Below are 20938 nucleotides of genomic sequence, written 5' to 3'. Positions count from 1 at the left end.
TGCCTAGGGAATGAGCCGCACGGTCCCGGGCGGCGTTACACCTTAGGTTGCGAGCTCAGCTCAACGGAGCCTGAAGCCTTTCCTGGCTGTGCTCATTCACCCCGAGGCGGGCGCTGCGGCCCAGGCATGGCGAGGTCGGCGCGTACGGGCAGGTGATCGGAAATCTGCTCGGTGCCGTTGCCCAGCACATAGGCCTGCAAGCGCAGCAGGCGCGGGCTATGGAAGATGAAGTCGACACTGCGATCGGGCCCGCTGAGGGCCGGGTCGTTGGGGAAGTGGGTCAGCCACAATGCCCGCTCGGCGCCGCTGGCTTCAGGATTGCTGGGGATCATCGGGTACTTGTCCCAGAGCAGGTGCAGGTCGCTGTCCGGGGCGTAGCTGCCACGCTGGGCAGGCGGCAGGCGGCGATACTGGCCTAGCGGCAACTGCTTGAAGTCGCCGCCGAGCAGCCACGGCGTACCCTGTCTTTCGAGGCGGTCGACGACCTTGCTGACGTGGTTCATCTGCCGCCTTTGCAGGTCGCTGCCGGCGCGGTAGGGCGACAGCTGGGTGTTGAGCACCGCCAGCCGGCTGCCGTCGCTCAACGGCAGATAGCTGACCTGCAACGCCGGTTGCTGCTCGAGCAGCCGGCTCAGCGGGCCGCTCACGTCATTGGGCATTTGCAGGCGCTCGGCCTTGGCGATCGAGTAGCGACTGAGGGTAGCCAGGGTGCGGCCCACGCTGCCGAAGATATGCCGGTCGGGGACAAAGCCAGCCTGCCACTGATAGCTCTGCACGCTGCACGGGTAGAGGTCGGCCAGACGCTCGTGGAGCAGGCCGAGCTGGTCCTGGTAATCGCTGGCCTTGGCGTCCTTGTCCAGCTCCTGCAGCAGCACCACATCAGGCTGCTCGGCACGGATTACCCGCGCTACCTCATCGAGGGTGAACGCCAGGTCTTCAGCGGTGGCGCGGGTATCGCTGCCCTGGCCCTGGTCGTTCCAGAACACATAGCGTTTGCCGGCCAGGTGCTGCACGTTCCAGCTCATCACCTTCAGCGGCTGGCCAGCTTGCAGGACTGGCGCCGGGCTCTGACAGGCGACTGGCAGCGCTTCACGCGGGGCAGGTTGCCAGCCCAGATGGTTGGCCAGCAACCAAAGCAAGGCCAGCGCCAGGAAAATCAACAACAGGACGTTGCGCAGTAGTCGGATCATCGGCTCGGCTTGTCGGTGCGAATGGCGCCAGCATACCCAAGGTGGTGGCGCCGTGTCAGCGTGGCTCAGGCGCCAGCATTGGCCTCAAGCAGCATGAAGATGCGGAACAGCACCACGCTGCTGAACAACTGCAGCAGCCCACTGAGGCTGTCCATGGCCAATTGCACGCCACCGGCGGGGTCGGGGAAGGCCATCAGCAACAGGCCGTCGAGCAGCCATGCCGGTGCCAGCGAAACGAACACGCAGACCAGAATGCGCATGAAATGGCCGGTGGTCATCCGCGCGCTTTCGCGCATGGCCTGCATCAACGGCATGCCGCGCAGCACCAGCAGGTACTCGGCAAACACCAGGTTGATCATGATCCAGATGCCGGGAAACACGAACAGTGCCAGGCCGGCCATGATCAACAAGGTGCTGATCATGATCAGCAAGGCCAGCGGCGGCCACAGCTGCACGGCGCGGGCAAACAGATCGCGCTTGGCGATGTGCTGGTCTTGGCTGCGGGTGTCCAGGTAGAGGATCAGCGCCGCACTGTACAGCGGGTACAGCAGCAGGCTGACAAGCATGCCGTAGACCGGCGAGGCGCTGTCGCCGAGCTGGCGATAGAGCAGTTGGGTGGCCAGTGCCTCGAGCACGATCAACGGCAGGCAGAGCTGGACGATGCTCGCCAGGTGGCGGCGGAAAAAGTACAGGGAGTCGCGCAGAACGCTCAGCGGATTCATCAGTCAACATCGCATGGCAGTAATAGCAGGGGCGTAACTTTAGCCCACTCCGGCCCTTGCTGAAAAAAGTTTCACCCGTGCGCCGATTGAATCCCGCGCCGCCACCCCCCATCTTTGACGCATCCGATGTCCCGCCCAGCGCGTGAGGTAAGCATGAATACCGAAGAACAATCGCTGATCGATGGCCTGTTTGGCCGTATCAAGCAAGCCGAAGACCCCAACCAGCCGCGCGATGCCCAGGCCCAGGCCTGCATTGAAGCGCACCTGCGCACGCAACCGGCGGCGCCGTACTACATGGCCCAGGCGATCCTGGTGCAGGAGGCTGCGCTCAAGCAGCTGGATGAAAAGAACAAGCAGCTGGAGGCCGAGCTGAAGCAGGCCCGCGCCCAGGTCGATGCGACCCGCAGCAGCAACACCAACAGCGGTGGCTTCCTGTCGAGCATCTTTGGTGCTGGTAGCCGCAGCCCTGATCCGCAGCCGCAGCGCCCAGCTCCAGCAACGTCTGGCGGTGGCTGGCGTGACCCTGCGCCTGCTGCGTACAACGCGCCAGCACCAGCCCAGCAACCGCAGCAGCAATCGGCGTTCAATGCCGCGCCGGCCCGCTCGGGTGCATCGAGTTTTCTCGGTGGGGCCATGCAGACGGCAGCCGGAGTTGCCGGTGGCGTGCTGCTGGCGCAGGGCATCAGCAGCATGTTCCACCACAACTCGCAGCCAGACGAAGTGGTCGAGGTGATCAAGGAAGAACCGGCGCCGGCCAGTGACAGCGGCGGCTGGCAGGACCAGGGCGCGCAGCAGCAGGTGGCCGACAACGGTGGCTACGGCGCTGACCAGGGCGGCTACGCCGACACTGATTATGGCAATGACGATGGCGGCTTCTTCAGCGACGACGACAGCTTCGTCTGACAGCTGGCATACTGCTCAGCTTTGCGGGCGCCTGCCCGCTCAGCCGAGGCCTGGATGAAAAAAATCGCGCTGTTCGCCGACGTGCAGAACCTCTACTACACCGTCCGCCAGGCCCACGGCTGCCACTTCAACTATGCAGCGCTGTGGGCCGAAGTGAGCCGCGAAGGCACCATTGTCGAAGCGGTGGCCTATGCGATTGATCGCGGCGACAGCAAGCAACAGCAGTTTCAGCAGATTCTGCGCAACCTCGGTTTCGAGGTGCGCCTCAAGCCTTATATCCAGCGCAGCGATGGCTCGGCCAAGGGCGATTGGGATGTCGGCATTACCCTGGATGTGATCGAAGCGGCCAGCCGGGTCGACCAGGTCGTGCTGGCGTCTGGCGATGGTGACTTTGATCTGCTGCTGGAGCGGGCGATTCAGCGTCACGGGGTAGAAGCAGTGGTGTATGGCACGCCGGGGTTGACGGCGTTGTCGTTGATACGTGCGGCCAGCCGCTATGTGCCGATCGAGGGGCATCTGTTGTTGCGCCACTGATCGTACGCGGTCCCCTGTGGGAGCGGCCTTGTGTCGCGAAGGGGTCGCGTAGCGGCCCCAGGATTTATGCCGCATCACAAATAGTCGGGGCCGCTGCGCAGCCCTTTCGCGACACAAGGCCGCTCCTACGGGGATCGTGTTCGATCTGTCAGGCAGCGGTGTTCGCAGGTTAAACTGCCGCCTTCGCTGAACCCCCCTGACGGTATTGAAATGAATTTCGCCCAACTCGGCCTGATCGAACCGCTGCTGCGCACCTTGCAGCAGCGCGACTACTCCACCCCGACGCCCGTGCAGGCCCAGGCCATCCCCGCCGTGCTGGCTGGCCGCGACCTGATGGCCGCCGCCCAGACCGGCACCGGCAAGACCGCAGGCTTTGCCCTGCCGGTGTTGCAGCGGCTGGCGCTGGAAGGTGAGAAGGTCGCCAGCAATTCGATCCGCGCACTGATCCTGGTGCCGACCCGCGAGCTGGCCGAGCAGGTCCATGCCAACGTCCAGCAATACGCCGAAAACCTGCCGGTCTCGACCTACGCCGTGTACGGCGGGGTCAGCATCAACCCGCAGATGATGCGCCTGCGCCGTGGTGTCGATCTGCTGGTGGCGACCCCAGGCCGGCTGCTCGACCTGTTCCGGCAAAAAGCGGTCAAGTTCGGCCAGGTGCAGATGCTGGTGCTCGACGAAGCCGACCGCATGCTCGATCTGGGCTTTGCCGAAGAACTGCAATCGGTGTACGCCGCACTGCCGCGCAAGCGCCAGACCCTGCTGTTTTCGGCGACCTTCTCCGAGCAGATCCGCATGCTCGCAGGCCTCGCCCTGAACGACCCACTGAGCATCGAAGTCAGCCCGCGCAACGCCGCTGCCAATACCGTCAAACAGTGGCTGGTGCCGGTCGACAAGAAGCGCAAGGCCGACCTGTTCTGCTACCTGCTGCGCAAGCAGCGCTGGAAGCAGGTGTTGGTGTTTGCCAAGACCCGTAACGGCGTCGATCAACTGGTCGAGCGCCTGCTCGCCGAAGGCGTAGTGGCCGACGGCATCCACGGCGATCGCCCGCAAGCGACTCGCCAGCGCGCGCTGGATACCTTCAAGGCCCGCGAGATTCAGGTGCTGGTTGCTACCGACGTGGCCGCCCGTGGCCTGGACATCGACGACCTGCCGCTGGTGGTCAACCTCGACATGCCAATCGTCGCCGAAGACTACGTGCACCGGATTGGCCGTACCGGCCGGGCCGGCAACAAAGGCGAGGCGATTTCGCTGGTATGCGCCGATGAAGTGCAGATGCTCTCGGCGATTGAAACGCTGATCCGCCAGACCCTGCCGCGCCACGAAGAACCGGACTTTATCCCCGAGCACCGGGTGCCGCTGACCGACGCCAGCGGGCAAGTGATCAAGAAACCGAAAAAGCCCAAGAAGCCCAAGGAAAACAGCGCCAAGCGTGGTCTGGGCAAATGGATGGACAGCACTGATTCGGCCGACGCCAAGCCAGCGGTGAAAGCCGTGCGCAAGGTGCCGAGCTTCAACGGTGGCCCGCGCAAGCGCAAGCCGTAGGCTGATCAGAGCCGAGCGCAGACCCTGCGTTCGGCTCGACTCGCCATCAGCGGGCGTTGAGCCACTCGGCCGCAGCCTTGCCCGCACGCAAGCCACTGGCAAAGCACGCCGTGAGCAGATAGCCGCCGGTCGGTGCCTCCCAGTCGAGCATCTCGCCAGCGCAGAACACCCCCGGTAGCTGACGCAGCATCAAGCCCTCATCCAGCCCAGTAAAACGCACCCCACCGGCACTGCTGATGGCCTCGTCCAGCGGCCGCGTGCGTACCAGCTCGATCGGCAGCGCCTTGATCGCCGCCGCCAGTGCCTGCGGGTCAGCAAACGTGGCCTGATCGGTCAGCTCACGCAACAACCCCGCCTTCACGCCATCGATGGCCAACTGACTGTGCAGATGCTTGGCCATCGAGCGCGAGCCACGTGGCTTGGCCAGGGCCTGGGCGATTTTGTCCACAGGCTTGTCTGGAAGCAGATCGAGCAGCAGGGTAGCGCGGCCCTGGCGGTTGATCGCCTCCCGTACCGGCGCCGACCAGGCATACACCAGGCTGCCTTCGACGCCTTGGGCGGTGAGGATGAATTCGCCCTTGCGCGGCGGGCTGCCGGGCATGGCCAGAGCGATGTTCTTCAGCGGTGCCCCGGCAAACTTGCTCACCAGCAGTTCGCTCCAGCCTGCTACTTCAAAACCACAGTTGCTCGGCTGCAATGGCAAGATATCCACAGCCCGCTTTGCCAGCAATGGCAGCCAGGCGCCGTCAGAGCCGAGCCGTGCCCAACTGCCGCCACCCAGCGCCAGCACCACGGCATCAGCCTGTACGCTCAGTTCGCCCTGTGGATAAGCTATCCGCAGCGCGCCCTCGGCATTCCAGCCCAACCAACGATGGCGGGTGTGGATAACTACGCCGCTGTCGCGCAGGCGTTTGAGCCAGGCGCGCAGCAACGGCGCGGCTTTCATATCGGTGGGGAACACCCGCCCGGAGGTGCCGACAAAGGTCTCGATGCCGAGATCATGTATCCACTGGCGCAGCGCGTCGGCATCAAAGTCGCGTAACAGCGCGTCGATCTCGCGGCTGCGCTCGGCGTAGCGGCCGACAAACGCGGGGTAGGGCTCGGAATGGGTGATGTTCATCCCGCCAACGCCCGCCAGGAGAAACTTGCGCCCCACCGACGGCATGGCGTCGAACACCTGCACCGCTGCGCCCGACGCCGCCAGGGCTTCGGCGGCCATCAGCCCGGCAGGGCCGGCACCGATAACGGCAACCAGAGGAGGGCGAGCAGGGTCAAGATCAGACATGGTCGGTGGCAACGGGCTGTGGAAAAGAGCCGGCATTCTACCCCAAGCACGCTTTCGCAAGCACTGGTCAAAAAATGATCAGTGCTTTGCAGGCCATACAGCTAGAGGCCTGCAGCGGGTTGCCAGCAGGTTATCCACAGGCGGTTCCACAGTCATTGTGAACAACTGATGACACGCGCTGCAGTGTGATGAAGGATGCCATGGCGCTTGGCCAAGGCCAGGCGGTCCTTGCTGTAGCCGCCACCAATCACCCCGACCACCGGGATATCCCGCCCCAGGCAATGCCGCAGGACCTTTTCATCGCGCGCCGCCAGGCCTTCGTCGGTCAGTTGCAGGTAACCCAGCGCGTCATCCTTGTGCACATCGACTCCGGCGTCGTACAGCACCAGATCGGGCTGATACAGCGGCAGCAAATAGTTGAGCGCGTCATCCACCACCTGTAAGTACTCGGCGTCGCCCATGCCCCGCGGCAGCGGGATGTCCCAATCGCTCTGCGCCTTGCGCGCGGGGAAGTTCTGCTCGCAGTGCAGCGACACGGTGATCGCCTCCGGCGTGTCTTGCAGCATGCGTGCGGTGCCGTCGCCTTGATGCACGTCGCAGTCGAAGATCAGCACCCGGTGCACGCGCCCGGCCTCCAGCAGATAACGGCTGATCACCGCCAGGTCATTGAAGATGCAAAAGCCTGCCGGGTGGTCGTAGTGGGCATGATGAGTACCGCCGGCGAGGTGGCAGGCGACGCCGTCGCGCAGGGCCATCTCGGCGCTCAACAGCGAGCCACCGACCGCCCGCACGGTGCGCCGGGCGAGCGCTTCGCTCCAGGGTAGGCCAAGCCGGCGCTGGTCCTCGCGGGACAGCTCGCCGCTCATGTAGCGCTCGATATAGCTGCGGTCGTGGGCCAGCGCGAGGATGTCGTTGGGGCAGATATCGGGGCGCAGCAAATCCTCGTCGCGGGTCAGGCCGCTGTCGATCAGGTGGTCGCGCAGCAGGCGAAACTTGTCCATCGGGAAGCGGTGCTCGGCGGGAAACTCCGGGCTGTAGTCGTCGTGGTAGATCAGCGGCAACGGCATGATGGGATCGCACTAGAGATGTGTGTGGATAGTGCCAGCTCCGGTGGCCGTTGGGCTATTGCCGGGCGCCGCCGCGTTGCTGGGCCTACCCTGTAAGATGCGATACGACCTTTTCGGAGCTGGCTGATGACGCTGATCCCCAAACTTGAGAGCGCCCGCCTGATCTTGCGCCAGTGGCACGACGAAGACCTCGCCGAGTTTGCCGCGATGTCTGCTGACCCCCAGGTAATGCGTTACTTCCCGGCGCCGTTGAGCCGGGTCGAGGCCGCTGCGCTGATCGGCCGGGTGCGCGGTCACTTCAATGAATACGGCTACGGCCTGTGGGCGCTGGAGCGCAAGGACACCGGCGCGTTCATCGGCATGACCGGCCTGCTCAACGTCAACTTCGACGCGCCGTTCGCCCCGGCGGTGGAAATCGGCTGGCGCCTGGCCCGCCGGCACTGGGGCCTGGGTTTTGCCAGCGAAGCGGCCTGGACCTGCCTGCGCTGCGCCTTCGCCCAGCTGCGTCTGGAGCAGGTGGTGTCGTTCACCAGCGAGAGCAACCTGGCGTCGCAGAAGGTCATGCAGGCCATTGGCATGCAGCAGGACCTCGACGGCAGCTTCGACCACCCCAAGCTTGCCGCCGATGACCCGCTGCGCCGGCATGTGCTGTACCGCATCGATCGCGCCCACTGGCAGGACACCCTGCACGGCTGAATGGCGCTGCATGCGTAGCGCTGATGACAAATTCTGTATCATCTTGTCTTTCAAAAATGCTGTAGCGCCGTGCTGCCTAGCTAGGAGAACACCCCCATGAGCCACGTGTTGGACGACCTGGTCGACCTGTTGAGCCTTGAAGCGATCGAGGAAAACCTGTTCCGTGGCCGCAGCCAGGACCTGGGCTTTCGCCAGTTGTACGGCGGCCAGGTGCTCGGCCAGGCGCTGTCGGCTGCCAGCCAGACAGTCGAAGACGCCCGCCATGTGCATTCGCTGCATGGCTATTTCTTGCGCCCGGGCGATGCCAGCCTGCCGGTGGTGTATTCGGTTGATCGCGTGCGTGACGGTGGCAGCTTCAGCACCCGTCGGGTGACTGCGATCCAGAAAGGCCACACCATCTTTACCTGCAGCGCCTCGTTCCAGTACGACGAAGAAAGCTTCGAGCACCAGGCGCAGATGCCCGATGTGGTCGGCCCGGAAAACCTCCCCAGCGAAGTCGAACTGGCCAGCGCCATGGCCGAGCAACTGCCCGAGCGCATCCGCGACAAGGTGCTGTGTGATCGGCCGATCGAAGTGCGCCCGGTAACCGAGCGCGACCCGTTCAACCCCAAGCCCGGCGACCCGGTCAAATACGCCTGGTTCCGTACCAGCGGCAGCCTGCCCGACGTGCCCGCGCTGCACAAATACCTGCTCGCCTACGCCTCCGACTTTGGCCTGCTGACCACCGCGCTGCTGCCCCATGCCAAGTCGGTGTGGCAGAAGGACATGCAGATTGCCAGCCTCGACCACTCGCTGTGGTTCCACCGTGACCTGCGCGCCGATGACTGGCTGCTGTATGCCACCGACAGCCCGTGGGCCGGCAACGCCCGTGGCTTCTGCCGCGGCAGCATCTACAACCGCGCCGGGCAACTGGTTGCCTCGTCGGCTCAGGAAGGCCTGATTCGCCATCGCAAGGACTGGTCATGAGCCTCTCGACAGTACGCAACTGGGTGTTCGACATGGACGGCACGCTGACCGTGGCGGTGCATGATTTTGCCGCCATCCGGGTAGCGCTGGGCATTCCGCCCGAGGACGATATTCTTACCCATCTGGCCGCCTTGCCTGCTGCCGAGGCCGAAGCCAAGCACGCCTGGTTGCTCGAACACGAGCGTGACCTGGCCGTGGCGTCGACTGCCGCAACGGGCGCGGTCGAGCTGGTGCGCGAGCTGGCCGGGCGTGGTTGCCAGTTGGCGATCCTCACCCGTAATGCCCGCGAGCTGGCCCACGTCACCCTCGAGGCCATCGGCCTGGCCGATTGCTTTGCCAAGGAGCTGGTGCTCGGCCGCGATGAAGCCGCGCCCAAGCCAAGCCCCGACGGCCTGCTGAAAATCGCCCAGGCCTGGGACGTCGACCCCAGCGAGCTGGTGATGGTCGGCGACTACCGCATCGACCTGGAATGCGGCCGCACCGCGGGCGCACGCACGGTACTGGTCAACCTGCCGGACAACCCCTGGCCAGAGCTGACCGACTGGCACGCCGCCGACTGCCGCCAGCTGCAGGCGATGCTCGGCTAAGCTGCACAGCCCCCCAACCACTCACTGAGGAACAGCTGCCATGACCAGCAAAGCCATCTATGTTCAGCCTGGCGGCGGTTACGCCAACGTCCAGATCGGCACCTGCGAGGCTGCCGCGCCGCAGGCCGGCGAGATCAGCGTGCGCCTGCACGCCAGCTCGCTCAACTACCATGACTTTGCCGTGGTCAGCGGCATGTGGGGGCCGAGCGAGCGGCGCATTCCGATGGCCGATGGCGCTGGGCAAGTGACGGCGGTGGGCGCGGGCGTCACCGAGTTCAAGGTCGGCGATGCGGTGGTCAGCACGTTCTTCCCCGACTGGCTCGACGGCCAGCCGCTGGTCGAGGGTTTTGCCAGCGTGCCTGGCGATGGTATCGATGGCTATGCGCGCCAGCAGGTTACTGCGCGCGCGACCTCGTTCACCCGTGCGCCCAGTGGCTATAGCCATGCCGAGGCCGCTACCCTGACCACGGCAGGGCTGACTGCCTGGCGTGCATTGATGGCCGATGATCAGCTCAAACCGGGTGACAGCGTGCTGGTGCAGGGCACCGGTGGCGTATCCATTTTTGCCCTGCAGTTCGCCAAGCTGGCCGGCGCTACGGTGATCGCTACATCGTCCAGCGATGCCAAGCTGGAGCGGCTCAAGGCGCTGGGCGCCGATCATGTGATCAACTACCGCAGCACCCCGGCCTGGGGCGAGCAGGTGCGCAAGCTGACTGACAATCGCGGCGTCGATCATGTGATTGAAGTCGGCGGCCCGGCCACCCTTGAGCAGTCAATGATCGCGGCGCGGATTGGCGGGCATATCTCGCTGATCGGGATTCTTACCGGCGTCGCCGGGGAGTTGCCATTGGTGCAGGCGCTGGTGCGGCAGATTCGTCTGCAAGGCGTGCTGGTCGGCAGCCGCGCGCAGCAGCAGGCGATGGTTCGCGCTATCGACGCCAATGGCTTGCGGCCGGTGGTCGATAAGCACTTCGAGCTGGAACAGATCGTCGAGGCGTTCCAGCATCAGGAAAGCAATCGCCACTTCGGCAAGATCTGTCTGACGTTTTGAGGACGTTGGGGGCTGCTTTGCAGCCCTTTCGCGACACAAGGCCGCTCCTACAGACTACCGCGTACCAACGACTTACGCGGTCACCTGTAGGAGCGGCCTTGTGTCGCGAAGCGCCCCCGGCGTCCCCGACTCTTCACTCGGGCAGCAAGCGGTCGCGGCTGTTGGACAGGTGCAGGCAGATCGCTGCCCGCGCCGCATCCGGGTCCTGCCGGCGGATGGCATTGAGGATCGCCTCATGTTCCAGGTTGGCCAGGTAGGCATGCCGGGCCAGCTTGGCACCTGAGCGCTCATCGGCCGCCATGCGGTTGCGCGGGATCAAGCCGCTGCCCAGTTGCGCCATGGTCTCGCTGAAATACAGGTTGCCGGTGGCCTCGGCGATCAGCAGGTGAAAGCGCCGGTCGGGTTCGATGCAACTGTCGCCGGCGGCGGCGAGGTCCTGATGGTCATCCAGTGCCTGGCGCATACGCTGCAACTGACTGTCAGTTCGGCGCAGCGCGGCCAACGCCGCAGCCTGGCCTTCCAGACCAATCCGTAATTCCAGCAGATCACGCACGCTGGCTGCGCTTTCGGCGCCGACGCGCAGGCCGCTTTGTGCCTGGCGTTCGATAACGAAAGTGCCAATGCCATGGCGCGGCTCGACCAGGCCGGAAGCCTGCAACTTGGATAACGCCTCGCGCACCACAGTGCGGCTGACGGCGTGCTCGCGTACCAAGGTGTTTTCCGAGGGCAGCTTGTCGCCGGGCTTGAAGGTGCCGAGCAGAATCTGCTGGGTCAGGCTCGAGACCAGATCATGGGCGCGGCTGTGGCCACGTTTACGCGGGGGATCGATGGCTTCGGGGGCGGTCATGGGCGGCTCCGCAACGGTTCAGACAAGTGCCAGGGGCTCGCGGCGAGATTAGCATCAGAGCTTGTCTGACAAGTTGAAATTTCAAATTATTTTCATCGGCACAAATCAGACAGGTGCTGTCGTTGTTTAAACCCTATTCATTATTTTTGCCGATTTTATTCACTTTATAAGCTTGTATTTCGCTTTTTTCTGACCGTTCAGCATCTTGTCGTACAACTGCGTGAGGCCTATTCTGGCCTCCACTGGCATGTCAGACAACCAAGCGCGCTGCCCGCCGCTGTGACCGCCATCGACCCGCACAAAAACAATTAGTGGGAGATTCTGCAGTGAACGACACCCTCGCTCCGTCCGCACGGCGTGACGACGTGTTGACCAGCGCCGTGGCCAAGGTCAAACGCCACGTCCTGCCGCTGTTCGTCATCATGTTCATCGTCAATTACCTGGACCGCGTCAATATCGGCTTCGTCCGCCCGCACCTGGAGAGCGACCTCGGCATCAGCGCCGCCGCCTACGGCTTTGGCGCCGGGCTGTTCTTTATCGGCTACGCCTTGTTCGAGGTGCCGTCGAACATGCTTCTGCAGCGCGTCGGCGCCCGTGTGTGGCTGACCCGGATCATGTTCACCTGGGGCCTGGTGGCAACCGCCATGGCCTTCGTCCAGACCGAAACCCAGTTCTATGTGCTGCGCTTTTTGCTTGGCGTGGCCGAGGCGGGGTTCTTTCCGGGGGTGATCTATTACTTCACCCGCTGGTTGCCTGCGGCTGAGCGTGGCAAGGCGATTGCGATCTTCCTCAGTGGTTCGGCGGTCGCCTCGCTGATCTCCGGGCCGTTGGCCGGCATGCTCATGCAGATTCAGGGCTTCGGCATGCATGGCTGGCAATGGATGCTGTTTATCGAAGGCATGGCCTCGGTGTGCCTGACCTTTGTGGTGTGGTTCTGGCTCGACTCCAAACCCCACGACGCCAAGTGGCTGAGCCGTGCCGAGCAGGACGCGCTGGTCGAGACCATCGACCGCGAGCAGCGTGAGCGCGAGGCGAGCGGGGTGGTCAAGACCTCGGCCTGGCGCCTGCTCAAGGACCGGCAGATTCTGCTGTTCTGCGGCATCTACTTCTGTATCCAGCTGACCATTTACGCCGCGACCTTCTGGCTGCCGAGCATCATCAAGCGCATGGGTGATCTGTCCGACATCCAGGTCGGCTTCTTCAACTCGATCCCGTGGCTGATCTCGATCATCGCCATGTATGCCTTCGCCGCCGGTTCTGCCCGCTGGAAGTTCCAGCAAGCGTGGGTCGCCGCGGCGCTGATCATCGCCGCCATCGGCATGTTCATGTCCACCACCGGTGGCCCGGTGTTCGCCTTTGTCGCGGTGTGCTTTGCCGCCATCGGCTTCAAGTCGGCTTCGGCGCTGTTCTGGCCGATCCCGCAGGGCTACCTGGATGCGCGCATCGCCGCGGCGGTGATCGCCTTGATCAACTCGGTCGGCAACCTCGGCGGCTTTGTCGCGCCAACCACCTTCGGCTTGCTCGAGCAGCACACCGGCTCGATCCAGGGCGGCCTGTATGGCCTGGCGGTGACCTCGGTACTGGCGGCGATCGTAGTGTTCTTCGTGCGCACCGGCCCCAAGGCCAACACGCCCAATGACCTCAAACCGCAGTCGGCCCTGAGCCAGACCCACTGACCCGGCAGGACAACAATAATGACTATGCATAACCCAGCAGACACCTTGAACGCCACCCAGGCTCACAATGGCACCCCCGTGGTCACCGATTTGCGCGTGGTGCCGGTAGCCGGCCACGACAGCATGCTGCTCAACCTCAGCGGCGCCCATGGCCCGTACTTCACGCGCAATATCGTCGTGCTGCGCGACAGCGCCGGCAACACCGGCGTGGGCGAAGTACCTGGTGGCGAGACCATCCGCCAGACCCTCGAAGACGCCCGCAGCCTGGTAGTCGGCCAGCCCATCGGCCATTACCAGCGCGTGCTCAACGCCATGCGCCAGACCTTTGCCGGGCGCGACGTCGGCGGCCGCGGCCTGCAAACCTTCGACCTGCGCATTACCGTACACGCGGTGACGGCCATCGAGTCAGCGCTGCTCGACCTGCTCGGCCAGCACCTCGGCGTGCCCATCGCCGCCTTGCTCGGTGAAGGCCAGCAGCGCGATGCGGTGAAGATGCTCGGCTACCTGTTCTACATCGGCGACCGCCAGCAGACCGATCTGGCCTACCGTAACGAACACGATGCCGATGACGATTGGCTGCGCGTGCGCCACGAAAAAGCCATGACCCCAGAAGCTATCGTACGCCTGGCCGAGGCCGCCAAGGCCCGTTACGGCTTCAGCGACTTCAAGCTCAAGGGCGGCGTGCTGCGGGGTGAGGACGAGATCGAAGCGGTTACCGCCCTGGCCGAACGCTTCCCGCAAGCGCGCATCACCCTCGACCCCAACGGCGCCTGGTCACTCAAGCAAGCGATTGCACTGTGCCGTGACCAGCACCATGTGCTGGCCTACGCCGAAGACCCTTGCGGAGCCGAAAACGGTTACTCCGGGCGTGAGGTGATGGCCGAGTTCCGCCGTGCCACCGGGCTGCCGACCGCGACCAACATGATCGCCACCGACTGGCGGCAGATGGGCCATGCGATCCAGCTGCAGTCGGTGGATATCCCGCTGGCCGATCCGCACTTCTGGACCATGCAAGGCTCGGTGCGCGTCGCGCAGATGTGCCATGACTGGGGCTTGACCTGGGGTTCGCATTCGAACAACCACTTTGATATTTCCCTGGCGATGTTCACCCAGGTGGCGGCCGCGGCGCCGGGCGAGATCACGGCGATCGACACGCATTGGATCTGGCAGGACGGCCAGCGTTTGACCCGTGAGCCGCTGCGGATTATCGATGGCCATGTGCGCGTGCCGGCGCGACCGGGGTTGGGGGTGGAGCTGGATGAAGATCAGTTGGCCGAGGCGCATGAGTGCTATCGCAACATGGGTTTGGGTGCGCGGGATGATGGGGTGGCGATGCAGTACCTGATCCCGGGGTGGAAATTCGATAACAAGCGGCCTTGCCTGGTGCGCTAGAAGACCGTGTAGCATTCGAGCGACGCGGTCTTTGTAGGAGCGGCCCTGCCGGGGCGCCGGACCGGTCGGAAAGGCCCGCAAAGCGGGCCTGGCGATATCGGCGGCGAAGCTCAGATCTGGGCCCGCTACGCAGGCCTTTCCGACCGGTCCGGCGCCCCGGCAAGGCCGCTCCTACACAGACCGCGCATCGGCAATCCACGGCTGTACCCGACAGAAAACCCTGTCCGTTGCTACCCCTCCAGCGCGCCATGGCGCAATCAGATATGCCATTCACGACATTTGCCGCGATTCGATATCCGCTGTCGTGATCGCGCACCTGCAAGGCGGTCTCGCATAATTTCCAGCCGCTCTGGCCCGGTTAAATGGATGTGCATTCGAGCTGGCGCGCTGCTCTGTAAAGCGTGTAAAACGTCCCGCCAAGAGCACAAGAAATGTGCCTACCCCCTTGTATTCGAAGGAGATTATTTTCGCCTACGCCTGCCCGTCCTTCCTTGTGTCAGCAAAAAGAGAACAAGATCAATGAACACCGTGGGATCTGCTGGAAGTAACCTCGCGCAAGGGTTCAAACCCCGTCACGTCACGATGCTGTCCATCGCCGGCATTATCGGAGCGGGGCTCTTCGTCGGCTCCGGGCATGCCATTGCGGCAGCCGGCCCAGCCACCATCATTTCTTATTTCGTTGCCGGTACCTTGGTGGTGCTGGTGATGCGCATGCTCGGCGAAATGGCCGTCGCGCACCCCGACACCGGTTCGTTTTCAACCTACGCCGACCAGGCCATCGGTCGCTGGGCCGGCTACACCATCGGCTGGCTGTACTGGTGGTTCTGGGTCCTGGTAATCCCCATCGAAGCCCTTGCCGCCGGGCATGTGCTCAACGCCTGGTTCCCGCAGGTGGACAGTTGGATCTTTGCCCTGGCCTCGATCATTCTGCTGGCCGGCACCAACCTGTTCAGCGTGGCCAAGTACGGCGAGTTCGAGTTCTGGTTTGCCATCCTCAAGGTCGTGGCCATTCTCGGCTTTATCGGGCTGGGCTTTGCTGCGTTGCTGGGCTGGTTGCCCAACCGCGAAGTCAGCGGCCTCAGCACGTTGGTAGACGAGTACGGCGGCTTCGCACCAAAAGGCTGGTCGGCCGTGATCGGCGCGTTCATCACCGTGATGTTCAGCTTTATCGGCACCGAGGCGGTGACCATCGCCGCCTCCGAGTCCAGCGACCCGTCGCGCAACATCGCCAAGGCCACCCGCTCGGTGATCTGGCGGATCAGCACCTTCTATATCCTGTCGATCTTCGTGATCATCTCGATCGTGCCGTGGAATGACCCGCAACTGGCGGTGGTAGGCTCGTACCAGCGCGCCCTGGAAATAATGAACATCCCCAACGCTGCGTTCATGGTCGACTTCGTGGTGCTGGTCGCCGTGGCCAGCTGCATGAACTCGTCGATCTACATCGCCTCACGGATGATGTATTCGCTGGCCAAACGCGGTGACGCCCCGGCTCTGCTGAAAAACACCTCGAAGGTCGGCGTGCCGCGTGCCGCTGTGTTCGGCAGCACCTTGATCGGCGCGGCGATTGCGATCCTCAACTATTTCGCTCCGGCCGGTGTGTTCGAGTTTCTGCTGGCCAGCTCCGGGGCGATTGCGCTGTTGGTGTACATGGTCATCGCCATCTCGCAGCTGCGCATGCGCCGCCGCCTGGAGCGGGAGAACACCGAGCTCAAGTTCCGCATGTGGCTGTTCCCGTACCTGACCTGGCTGGTGATCATCTTCATCGCCGCGGCCTTGAGCGTGATGATGTACACCCCCGAGCACCGCGCTGAAGTGTCGGCAACCCTGGGCCTGGCAATTGCCATCTCGTTCCTTGGCATCATCACTACCCGCGGCCACGCCCGCACCGCCGCAGCCAAGGCGCTGCCCCTGTAGGAGCGGCCTTGCCGGAGCGCCGGACCGGTCGGAAAGGCCAGCGCAGCTGGCCCGGCGATGTTGGCGGCGAAGCGGAAAATTTGGGGCCGCTACGCGACCCTTTCGCGACACGAGGCCGCTCCTACAGGGATCCGTGCATGGCATTGCTGTGCGCGGTCTGGAGCGGCTTTGTCAGTGCCCTCAGCTTGCCCCCAGAACTCATGCGGCGATTGCCCCCGGACCTGACCTGGCTGGTGATCATCTTCATCGCAGTTGCCCTGATAACAGGCGTAAAGAGTCGATGGCCGTGATGTATCCGTGCCATCACTTTTTTCGTACACTCCGCGCACTGAGTTCGCAATGGAGTGCGCAACATGCGTCGTGCTGCTGGATTGGCCGTGGTTATGGGTATGTTGTATCTGGTGCCGGCGCTGGCCAGCGAACCTGCAAAAGATCCGCTGCTGGACGCGCCCCAGGCCACTGCGCAAGCGGCACCGGCCAGCGCCCGCGGCGTGCTCAGGGCGCGCGACCAGGCGGTGCTGTCGAGCGAACTGGCCGGGCGCATCGTCGAGATGCCTTACGGCGACGGTGAAGCGTTCCAGAAGGGCAGTGTGCTGGCGCGCTTCGATTGCAGCGCCTATCAAGCCCAGCTCAATGCCGCTCAGGCCGCCGTGCGCGCCGCCCGCGAAGAACTCAATCACAACAAGCAACTGGCCGCGCTGAAGTCGGTCGGCCAGTTTGCCGTGTCGTTGGCCGAAGCCAAGCAAGCGCAGGCGCAGGCCGAGGCGCAGGTCTACCAGGTGCAGGTCAAACGCTGCGTGATCACCGCACCGTTCGATGGCCGCGTGGTGCAGCGCCGCGCCCAGCCGCACGAAAGCGTCGCCAGCGGCACGCCGCTACTGGAAGTGGTCGACAACCGCTCGCTGGAAATTCAGTTGCTGGTGCCGTCGCGCTGGCTCGGCCGGCTCAAGCCTGGGCAAGCCTTTGAGTTCGTCCCCGATGAAACCGGCCAGCCGCTGCAGGCTCAGGTCAAGCGGGTTGGCGCGCGCATCGATGAAGGCAGCCAGACCTTGCTGCTGATCGGCACGTTGCCGCAACAGGCCCCCGGGTTGCTGGCGGGCATGAGCGGTTCGGCGCACTTCGCGGAGCTGCAATGACCGCGGCGGCGGGCGGCGCTGTCGAGCGCGCGTTCGCTGTATTTCTCGGCTTGCAGCGCCAGGCCCGGCAGGCGGCCACGGCCGAGCAGCTGGGCTTCACCATGGTCAACGATGGCCAGGCCTTATTTGGTTTTCGCCATGCCGCGCTGTTGATCGCGGGCAAGGTGCAGGCGCTGACCGGCATCAGCGTGGTCGAGGCCAACGCGCCGTTCGTGGCGTTCGTCGAGCGCGCCGCCGCCAGCTTGCACAGCCGTGGCGCCGAGGCCGGGCCGGTTGATCCGGCTGAGCTGGACGAGCAGACGGTCGGTGAGTGGCAGGCGCTGTCAGCCGCCCACGCCTGCTGGTTACCGCTGAACGATCGCCAGGGGAAAACCTTCGGTGGCCTCTGGCTGGCCCGCGAGCAGCCGTTCAGCGAGGCCGAGCTGACCTTGCTCGGGCAACTGGCCGAGACATACGCGCATGCCTGGTTGGCGTTGCGCCCGGGCAAGCCGTGGCGGCTGCGCTGGCCACGGCGGCGCATTGCCATGGTGCTTGGCGCAGCTTTGCTGGTGCTACTGGTACCGGTGCGCCAGGCCGTGCTGGCCCCCGCTGAAGTGGTGCCGTTGGGCGGCCGTGTGGTGGCCGCGCCGCTGGATGGGGTGGTGGCCGAGATCCTGGTCAAACCCAACCAGCGGGTGGAGGCGGGCGAGCTGTTGGCGCGGCTCGACTCTACCACCCTCAAGGCCCAGGCCGATGTCGCCGAGCGCTCGCTGGACGTGGCCGAGGCTGAACTCAAGGCCAGCACCCAGCGTGCATTCTCCGATGCGCAGTCCAATGCCCGCCTCGATCTGCTCGCCGCGCGGGTAGAGCAGAAACGCGCCGAGCTCGACTATGCCCGGCAACTGCTGGCGCGCAGCGAGATTCGCGCCGAACGCGCCGGCATCGCGGTATTTGCCGATGCCGAGCGCTGGACTGGCAAGCCGGTGCAGACCGGTGAACGGCTGATGCAGATTGCCGACCCCAATCAGGCGCAGCTTCGTATGGAGCTGCCGGTGGGCGATGCCATCGCGTTGCAGCCCGGCGCTGAAGTGGCGCTGTTTCTCGACAGTGACCCGTTGCAGCGTCACGTCGCCAGCCTGGAACGTGCGGCCTATGAAGCGCAGTTGACCGCCGCCGGGCAACTGGCCTATCGGCTGGATGCAAGTTTTGCCGACAGCCCGCCGCGCATTGGCCTGCGCGGCACGGCCAAGCTTTATGGCGCGCGGGCGCCGCTGGTGTATTACCTGCTGCGTAAACCGCTGGCCGCGCTGCGCCAAGGGCTGGGTGTTTGATGCTGCCGGCGCTGCGTGCAGACCTGCAGCTGTCAGCGGCCGCCCCGGCGTTCGATGGCGCGCCGCAATGGACCCTGGCCGACCCGCTGCGCGGGCGTTATTTCAAGTTGGGCAGCCCGGCGGTGCGGTTGCTGCGGCACTGGGCGCTGGGTGATCCGCAGCGGGTGTTGGCAGCGGCCAATGCCGAGCCAGGGATCCCCCTGCAGGAAGGCTTGTTGGAAGAGCTGCTGACATTTCTTGGCCAGCACGACCTGATCGCCGCACTCGACCCGCGCCAGCGCGCCAGCTATGGCCTCAAGGCCGCCGGTAGCCGGCAGAGCCTGGGTACCCGGGTGCTGCACCAGTACCTGTTTTTCCGCATCCCGCTGTGGCGTCCGGATGCTTTCCTCAATCGTGCCTGGCCAGTGCTTGAGCGTAATGGTGGCTGGATCCTGCGCTATTGCCTGCCGCTGCTGTTCATCCTCGGCCTGTTTCTGGTGATGCGTGACTGGTCGCGATTTATCGCGACCTTTCCGCACCTGTTCAGCTTCGGCGGGGTGTTGGCATTTGGCGTGGCGTTGACGTTCGCCAAGCTGCTGCATGAATTTGGCCATGCGTTCATGGCCAAGCGCGCGGGCTGTCGAGTGCAGAGCATGGGGCTGGCGTTCATGGTGTTGCTGCCGATGTTCTACACCGATGTCAGCGATGCCTGGCGGGTCAGTGACCGTCGCTCGCGCTTGCTGATCGATGCCGGTGGCGTGTTTGCCGAACTGGTGCTGGCAGTGTTGGCCCTGCTGGCCTGGTCGTTGCTGCCGGACGGACCGGCGCGCACGGCGGCATTTATGCTGGCCACTGCAACCTGGGTGACGACTTTGCTGATCAACCTGAACCCATTCATGCGCTTTGATGGATATTTTCTGGTCAGCGACCTGTGGGGCGTGGAGAACCTGCAGAACCGCTCGTTTGCGTTGTGCCGCTGGCAACTGCGCGAGACGCTGTTCGGCTACGGCGACCCTGCGCCGGAGCCGTGGCCGACGTTGATGCGCCGACGTTTGCTGGTGTGGGGCTACTGCTCGTGGGTCTGGCGCGCAGTGCTGTTTTTTGGTATCGCCCTGGCGGTCTATCACCTGTTCTTCAAGGTGCTGGGGATATTTCTGATGGCGGTGGAGCTGGTCTGGTTCATCGGCCTGCCGGTGTACAAAGAGCTGCGCCACTGGTGGCAGCGGCGCGCTCAGGCGACCCCGCACAAGTTGTTCTGGTTAGGCGCCGGTTTGCTGGCCGTGCTGGCGGTGTTGTTGCTGCCGTGGCGCACCGCAGTCGAAGTGCCGGCAGTGCTGGAAGCCTCACGAACTTCGGCATTGCACGCGCCGGTCGCCGCCCGCCTGACCGCACTGCATGTGCAGGATGGCCAGGTAGTCAGCCAAGGCCAGTTGCTGCTGGAACTGGAGTCGCCCGATCTGGATTCACGGCAGGTGATCGTACGCCGGGAAATCGAGATTCTGCAGTTGCTGTCACGGCGTCAGGCCAGCCGCAGCGAAACCGCAGGTGATGCGGGCATTCTCGAGCAGCAACTGGCCGAGGCGGTCGCCGAGTACCGCGGCCTGGCGGCCCAGCGCGAGCGCCTGCAGATCCGCGCGCCGCAAGCGGGGGTAATGCGCGACCTGCCGCCTGAGTTGACGCCCGGGCTGTGGCTCAGCCCGAGCCAGACCCTCGGTCGAATCGTCGAGCCTGGCGTGCGCTTGCGGGGTTATCTGGCCGAAGCCTCGCTGTGGCGGGTCGCGCCTGGCAGTACCGGGCGCTTCATTGCCGATGATCCGGCGCGGGCGGCTATCGAGGTGCGTCTGGACACAATCGACGCCACCGGCGTTAGGTATGTCGAGCTTGAAGCGCTCACCTCCGATCATCACGGCCCGATTGCTGTACGCCGCGACACTCAGCACCGCGCCGAGCCGGTCCAGGCCCAATATGGCGTGCGCCTGAGCCCGCTGAGTGACATAGCGGAAGTCGACCAGCCACGGCGCGGCGCGGTGGTGCTGGAGGGTGCTGGCGAGTCGTTGCTCGGTGGTCTGTGGCGACGCCTGGCAGCGCTGGGTGTGCGCGAAAGCGGTTTCTAGAGTTGTGCTCAACGGTAAGGAGTG

The 20938-nt window shown here is 64.5% G+C and carries 18 protein-coding genes; 13 read left to right on the top strand and 5 right to left on the bottom strand.

Annotated elements, in window-relative coordinates; all coding sequences use genetic code 11:
* Window positions 1-92: 92 nt before the first annotated feature.
* Window positions 93-1190: an endonuclease/exonuclease/phosphatase family protein gene (locus tag K3F44_RS16365; protein ID WP_220632606.1), complete on the bottom strand. Its 1098-nt coding sequence runs from the start codon at window positions 1188-1190 to the stop codon at window positions 93-95.
* Window positions 1191-1255: 65 nt separating this feature from the next.
* Window positions 1256-1912, bottom strand: coding sequence for a YciC family protein (locus tag K3F44_RS16360; RefSeq protein WP_101322230.1), 657 nt, complete (start codon window positions 1910-1912; stop codon window positions 1256-1258).
* A gap of 153 nt (window positions 1913-2065) precedes the next feature.
* On the opposite strand from K3F44_RS16360, the gene K3F44_RS16355 reads away from it, so the two are divergent.
* The 3 genes from K3F44_RS16355 to K3F44_RS16345 all read left to right on the top strand — a co-directional run bounded on the left by K3F44_RS16355 (window position 2066) and on the right by K3F44_RS16345 (window position 4891).
* Entirely contained in the window at window positions 2066-2815 is a 750-nt protein-coding gene (locus K3F44_RS16355; RefSeq protein WP_220632605.1) for a DUF2076 domain-containing protein, read from the top strand.
* Between the two features lie 54 nt (window positions 2816-2869).
* On the top strand, window positions 2870-3349 hold the full coding sequence (locus K3F44_RS16350; protein ID WP_101322228.1) for an NYN domain-containing protein: 480 nt from the start codon (window positions 2870-2872) through the stop codon (window positions 3347-3349).
* A 210-nt stretch (window positions 3350-3559) separates the two neighbouring features.
* Window positions 3560-4891: a DEAD/DEAH box helicase gene (locus K3F44_RS16345; RefSeq protein ID WP_103435085.1), complete on the top strand. Its 1332-nt coding sequence runs from the start codon at window positions 3560-3562 to the stop codon at window positions 4889-4891.
* 46 nt (window positions 4892-4937) lie between these two features.
* Here the strand turns inward: K3F44_RS16345 and K3F44_RS16340 are convergent, their stop codons facing one another.
* Both K3F44_RS16340 and K3F44_RS16335 read right to left on the bottom strand, forming a co-directional pair.
* A complete protein-coding gene (locus K3F44_RS16340) occupies window positions 4938-6176 on the bottom strand; it encodes a TIGR03862 family flavoprotein (protein WP_220632604.1) in 1239 nt (412 codons plus the stop codon).
* A 152-nt stretch (window positions 6177-6328) separates the two neighbouring features.
* On the bottom strand, window positions 6329-7243 hold the full coding sequence (locus K3F44_RS16335; RefSeq protein WP_150571274.1) for a histone deacetylase: 915 nt from the start codon (window positions 7241-7243) through the stop codon (window positions 6329-6331).
* A gap of 126 nt (window positions 7244-7369) precedes the next feature.
* Here K3F44_RS16335 and K3F44_RS16330 point away from each other — a divergent pair, with 126 nt between their 5' ends.
* The 4 genes from K3F44_RS16330 (at window position 7370) to K3F44_RS16315 (ending at window position 10543) form a co-directional block, all read left to right on the top strand.
* The gene (locus tag K3F44_RS16330) at window positions 7370-7939 is read left to right on the top strand and encodes a GNAT family N-acetyltransferase (RefSeq protein ID WP_101322225.1); all 570 of its coding nucleotides are present in this window, start codon (window positions 7370-7372) and stop codon (window positions 7937-7939) included.
* Window positions 7940-8035: 96 nt separating this feature from the next.
* Window positions 8036-8905, top strand: a complete 870-nt coding sequence (tesB, locus tag K3F44_RS16325; RefSeq protein ID WP_101322224.1) for an acyl-CoA thioesterase II — start codon at window positions 8036-8038, stop codon at window positions 8903-8905.
* Complete coding sequence (locus K3F44_RS16320; protein WP_101322223.1) at window positions 8902-9492, top strand: HAD family hydrolase; 591 nt, start codon at window positions 8902-8904, stop codon at window positions 9490-9492. The genes tesB and K3F44_RS16320 overlap by 4 nt, the downstream gene beginning before the upstream one ends.
* A gap of 40 nt (window positions 9493-9532) precedes the next feature.
* Window positions 9533-10543, top strand: coding sequence for an NAD(P)-dependent alcohol dehydrogenase (locus K3F44_RS16315; protein WP_150571272.1), 1011 nt, complete (start codon window positions 9533-9535; stop codon window positions 10541-10543).
* Between the two features lie 133 nt (window positions 10544-10676).
* On the opposite strand, the gene K3F44_RS16310 is transcribed toward K3F44_RS16315, so the two are convergent.
* Window positions 10677-11390, bottom strand: a complete 714-nt coding sequence (locus K3F44_RS16310) for a FadR/GntR family transcriptional regulator (RefSeq protein WP_101322221.1) — start codon at window positions 11388-11390, stop codon at window positions 10677-10679.
* 326 nt (window positions 11391-11716) lie between these two features.
* Here K3F44_RS16310 and K3F44_RS16305 point away from each other — a divergent pair, with 326 nt between their 5' ends.
* The 6 genes from K3F44_RS16305 (at window position 11717) to K3F44_RS16280 (ending at window position 20914) form a co-directional block, all read left to right on the top strand.
* The gene (locus K3F44_RS16305; RefSeq protein WP_101322220.1) at window positions 11717-13066 is read left to right on the top strand and encodes an MFS transporter; all 1350 of its coding nucleotides are present in this window, start codon (window positions 11717-11719) and stop codon (window positions 13064-13066) included.
* Window positions 13067-13090: 24 nt separating this feature from the next.
* A complete protein-coding gene (gene gudD, locus K3F44_RS16300; RefSeq protein ID WP_220634200.1) occupies window positions 13091-14458 on the top strand; it encodes a glucarate dehydratase in 1368 nt (455 codons plus the stop codon).
* Window positions 14459-14977: 519 nt separating this feature from the next.
* Window positions 14978-16375, top strand: a complete 1398-nt coding sequence (gene gabP / locus K3F44_RS16295) for a GABA permease (protein WP_101322219.1) — start codon at window positions 14978-14980, stop codon at window positions 16373-16375.
* Window positions 16376-16728: 353 nt separating this feature from the next.
* Window positions 16729-17511 carry an efflux RND transporter periplasmic adaptor subunit gene (locus tag K3F44_RS16290; RefSeq protein ID WP_150571271.1) on the top strand — a complete coding sequence of 261 codons (783 nt, stop codon included), beginning with the start codon at window positions 16729-16731 and terminating at the stop codon, window positions 17509-17511.
* A complete protein-coding gene (locus tag K3F44_RS16285; RefSeq protein ID WP_220632603.1) occupies window positions 17508-18821 on the top strand; it encodes an efflux RND transporter periplasmic adaptor subunit in 1314 nt (437 codons plus the stop codon). Before K3F44_RS16290 ends, K3F44_RS16285 begins: the two co-directional genes overlap by 4 nt.
* The gene (locus tag K3F44_RS16280; protein ID WP_220632602.1) at window positions 18818-20914 is read left to right on the top strand and encodes a biotin/lipoyl-binding protein; all 2097 of its coding nucleotides are present in this window, start codon (window positions 18818-18820) and stop codon (window positions 20912-20914) included. Before K3F44_RS16285 ends, K3F44_RS16280 begins: the two co-directional genes overlap by 4 nt.
* Window positions 20915-20938: the final 24 nt, after the last annotated feature.

The organism is Pseudomonas sp. S07E 245, assembly GCF_019599025.1.
In the GTDB taxonomy this organism is placed as follows: domain Bacteria; phylum Pseudomonadota; class Gammaproteobacteria; order Pseudomonadales; family Pseudomonadaceae; genus Aquipseudomonas; species Aquipseudomonas shirazensis.
This window is presented reverse-complemented; position numbering and strand designations above follow the sequence as displayed.

Bases quoted from the DNA above. Each gene is read 5' to 3' on its own strand.
- K3F44_RS16365 (WP_220632606.1), bottom strand. From the start codon at position 1,190: ATGATCCGACTACTGCGCAACGTCCTGTTGTTGATTTTCCTGGCGCTG.
- K3F44_RS16350 (WP_101322228.1), top strand. From the start codon at position 2,870: ATGAAAAAAATCGCGCTGTTCGCCGACGTGCAGAACCTCTACTACACC.
- K3F44_RS16315 (WP_150571272.1), top strand. From the start codon at position 9,533: ATGACCAGCAAAGCCATCTATGTTCAGCCTGGCGGCGGTTACGCCAAC.
- tesB (WP_101322224.1), top strand. From the start codon at position 8,036: ATGAGCCACGTGTTGGACGACCTGGTCGACCTGTTGAGCCTTGAAGCG.
- K3F44_RS16355 (WP_220632605.1), top strand. From the start codon at position 2,066: ATGAATACCGAAGAACAATCGCTGATCGATGGCCTGTTTGGCCGTATC.
- K3F44_RS16345 (WP_103435085.1), top strand. From the start codon at position 3,560: ATGAATTTCGCCCAACTCGGCCTGATCGAACCGCTGCTGCGCACCTTG.
- K3F44_RS16340 (WP_220632604.1), bottom strand. From the start codon at position 6,176: ATGTCTGATCTTGACCCTGCTCGCCCTCCTCTGGTTGCCGTTATCGGT.
- K3F44_RS16285 (WP_220632603.1), top strand. From the start codon at position 17,508: ATGACCGCGGCGGCGGGCGGCGCTGTCGAGCGCGCGTTCGCTGTATTT.
- K3F44_RS16330 (WP_101322225.1), top strand. From the start codon at position 7,370: ATGACGCTGATCCCCAAACTTGAGAGCGCCCGCCTGATCTTGCGCCAG.
- gabP (WP_101322219.1), top strand. From the start codon at position 14,978: ATGAACACCGTGGGATCTGCTGGAAGTAACCTCGCGCAAGGGTTCAAA.
- K3F44_RS16320 (WP_101322223.1), top strand. From the start codon at position 8,902: ATGAGCCTCTCGACAGTACGCAACTGGGTGTTCGACATGGACGGCACG.
- K3F44_RS16360 (WP_101322230.1), bottom strand. From the start codon at position 1,912: ATGAATCCGCTGAGCGTTCTGCGCGACTCCCTGTACTTTTTCCGCCGC.
- K3F44_RS16310 (WP_101322221.1), bottom strand. From the start codon at position 11,390: ATGACCGCCCCCGAAGCCATCGATCCCCCGCGTAAACGTGGCCACAGC.
- gudD (WP_220634200.1), top strand. From the start codon at position 13,091: ATGCATAACCCAGCAGACACCTTGAACGCCACCCAGGCTCACAATGGC.
- K3F44_RS16290 (WP_150571271.1), top strand. From the start codon at position 16,729: ATGCGTCGTGCTGCTGGATTGGCCGTGGTTATGGGTATGTTGTATCTG.
- K3F44_RS16335 (WP_150571274.1), bottom strand. From the start codon at position 7,243: ATGCCGTTGCCGCTGATCTACCACGACGACTACAGCCCGGAGTTTCCC.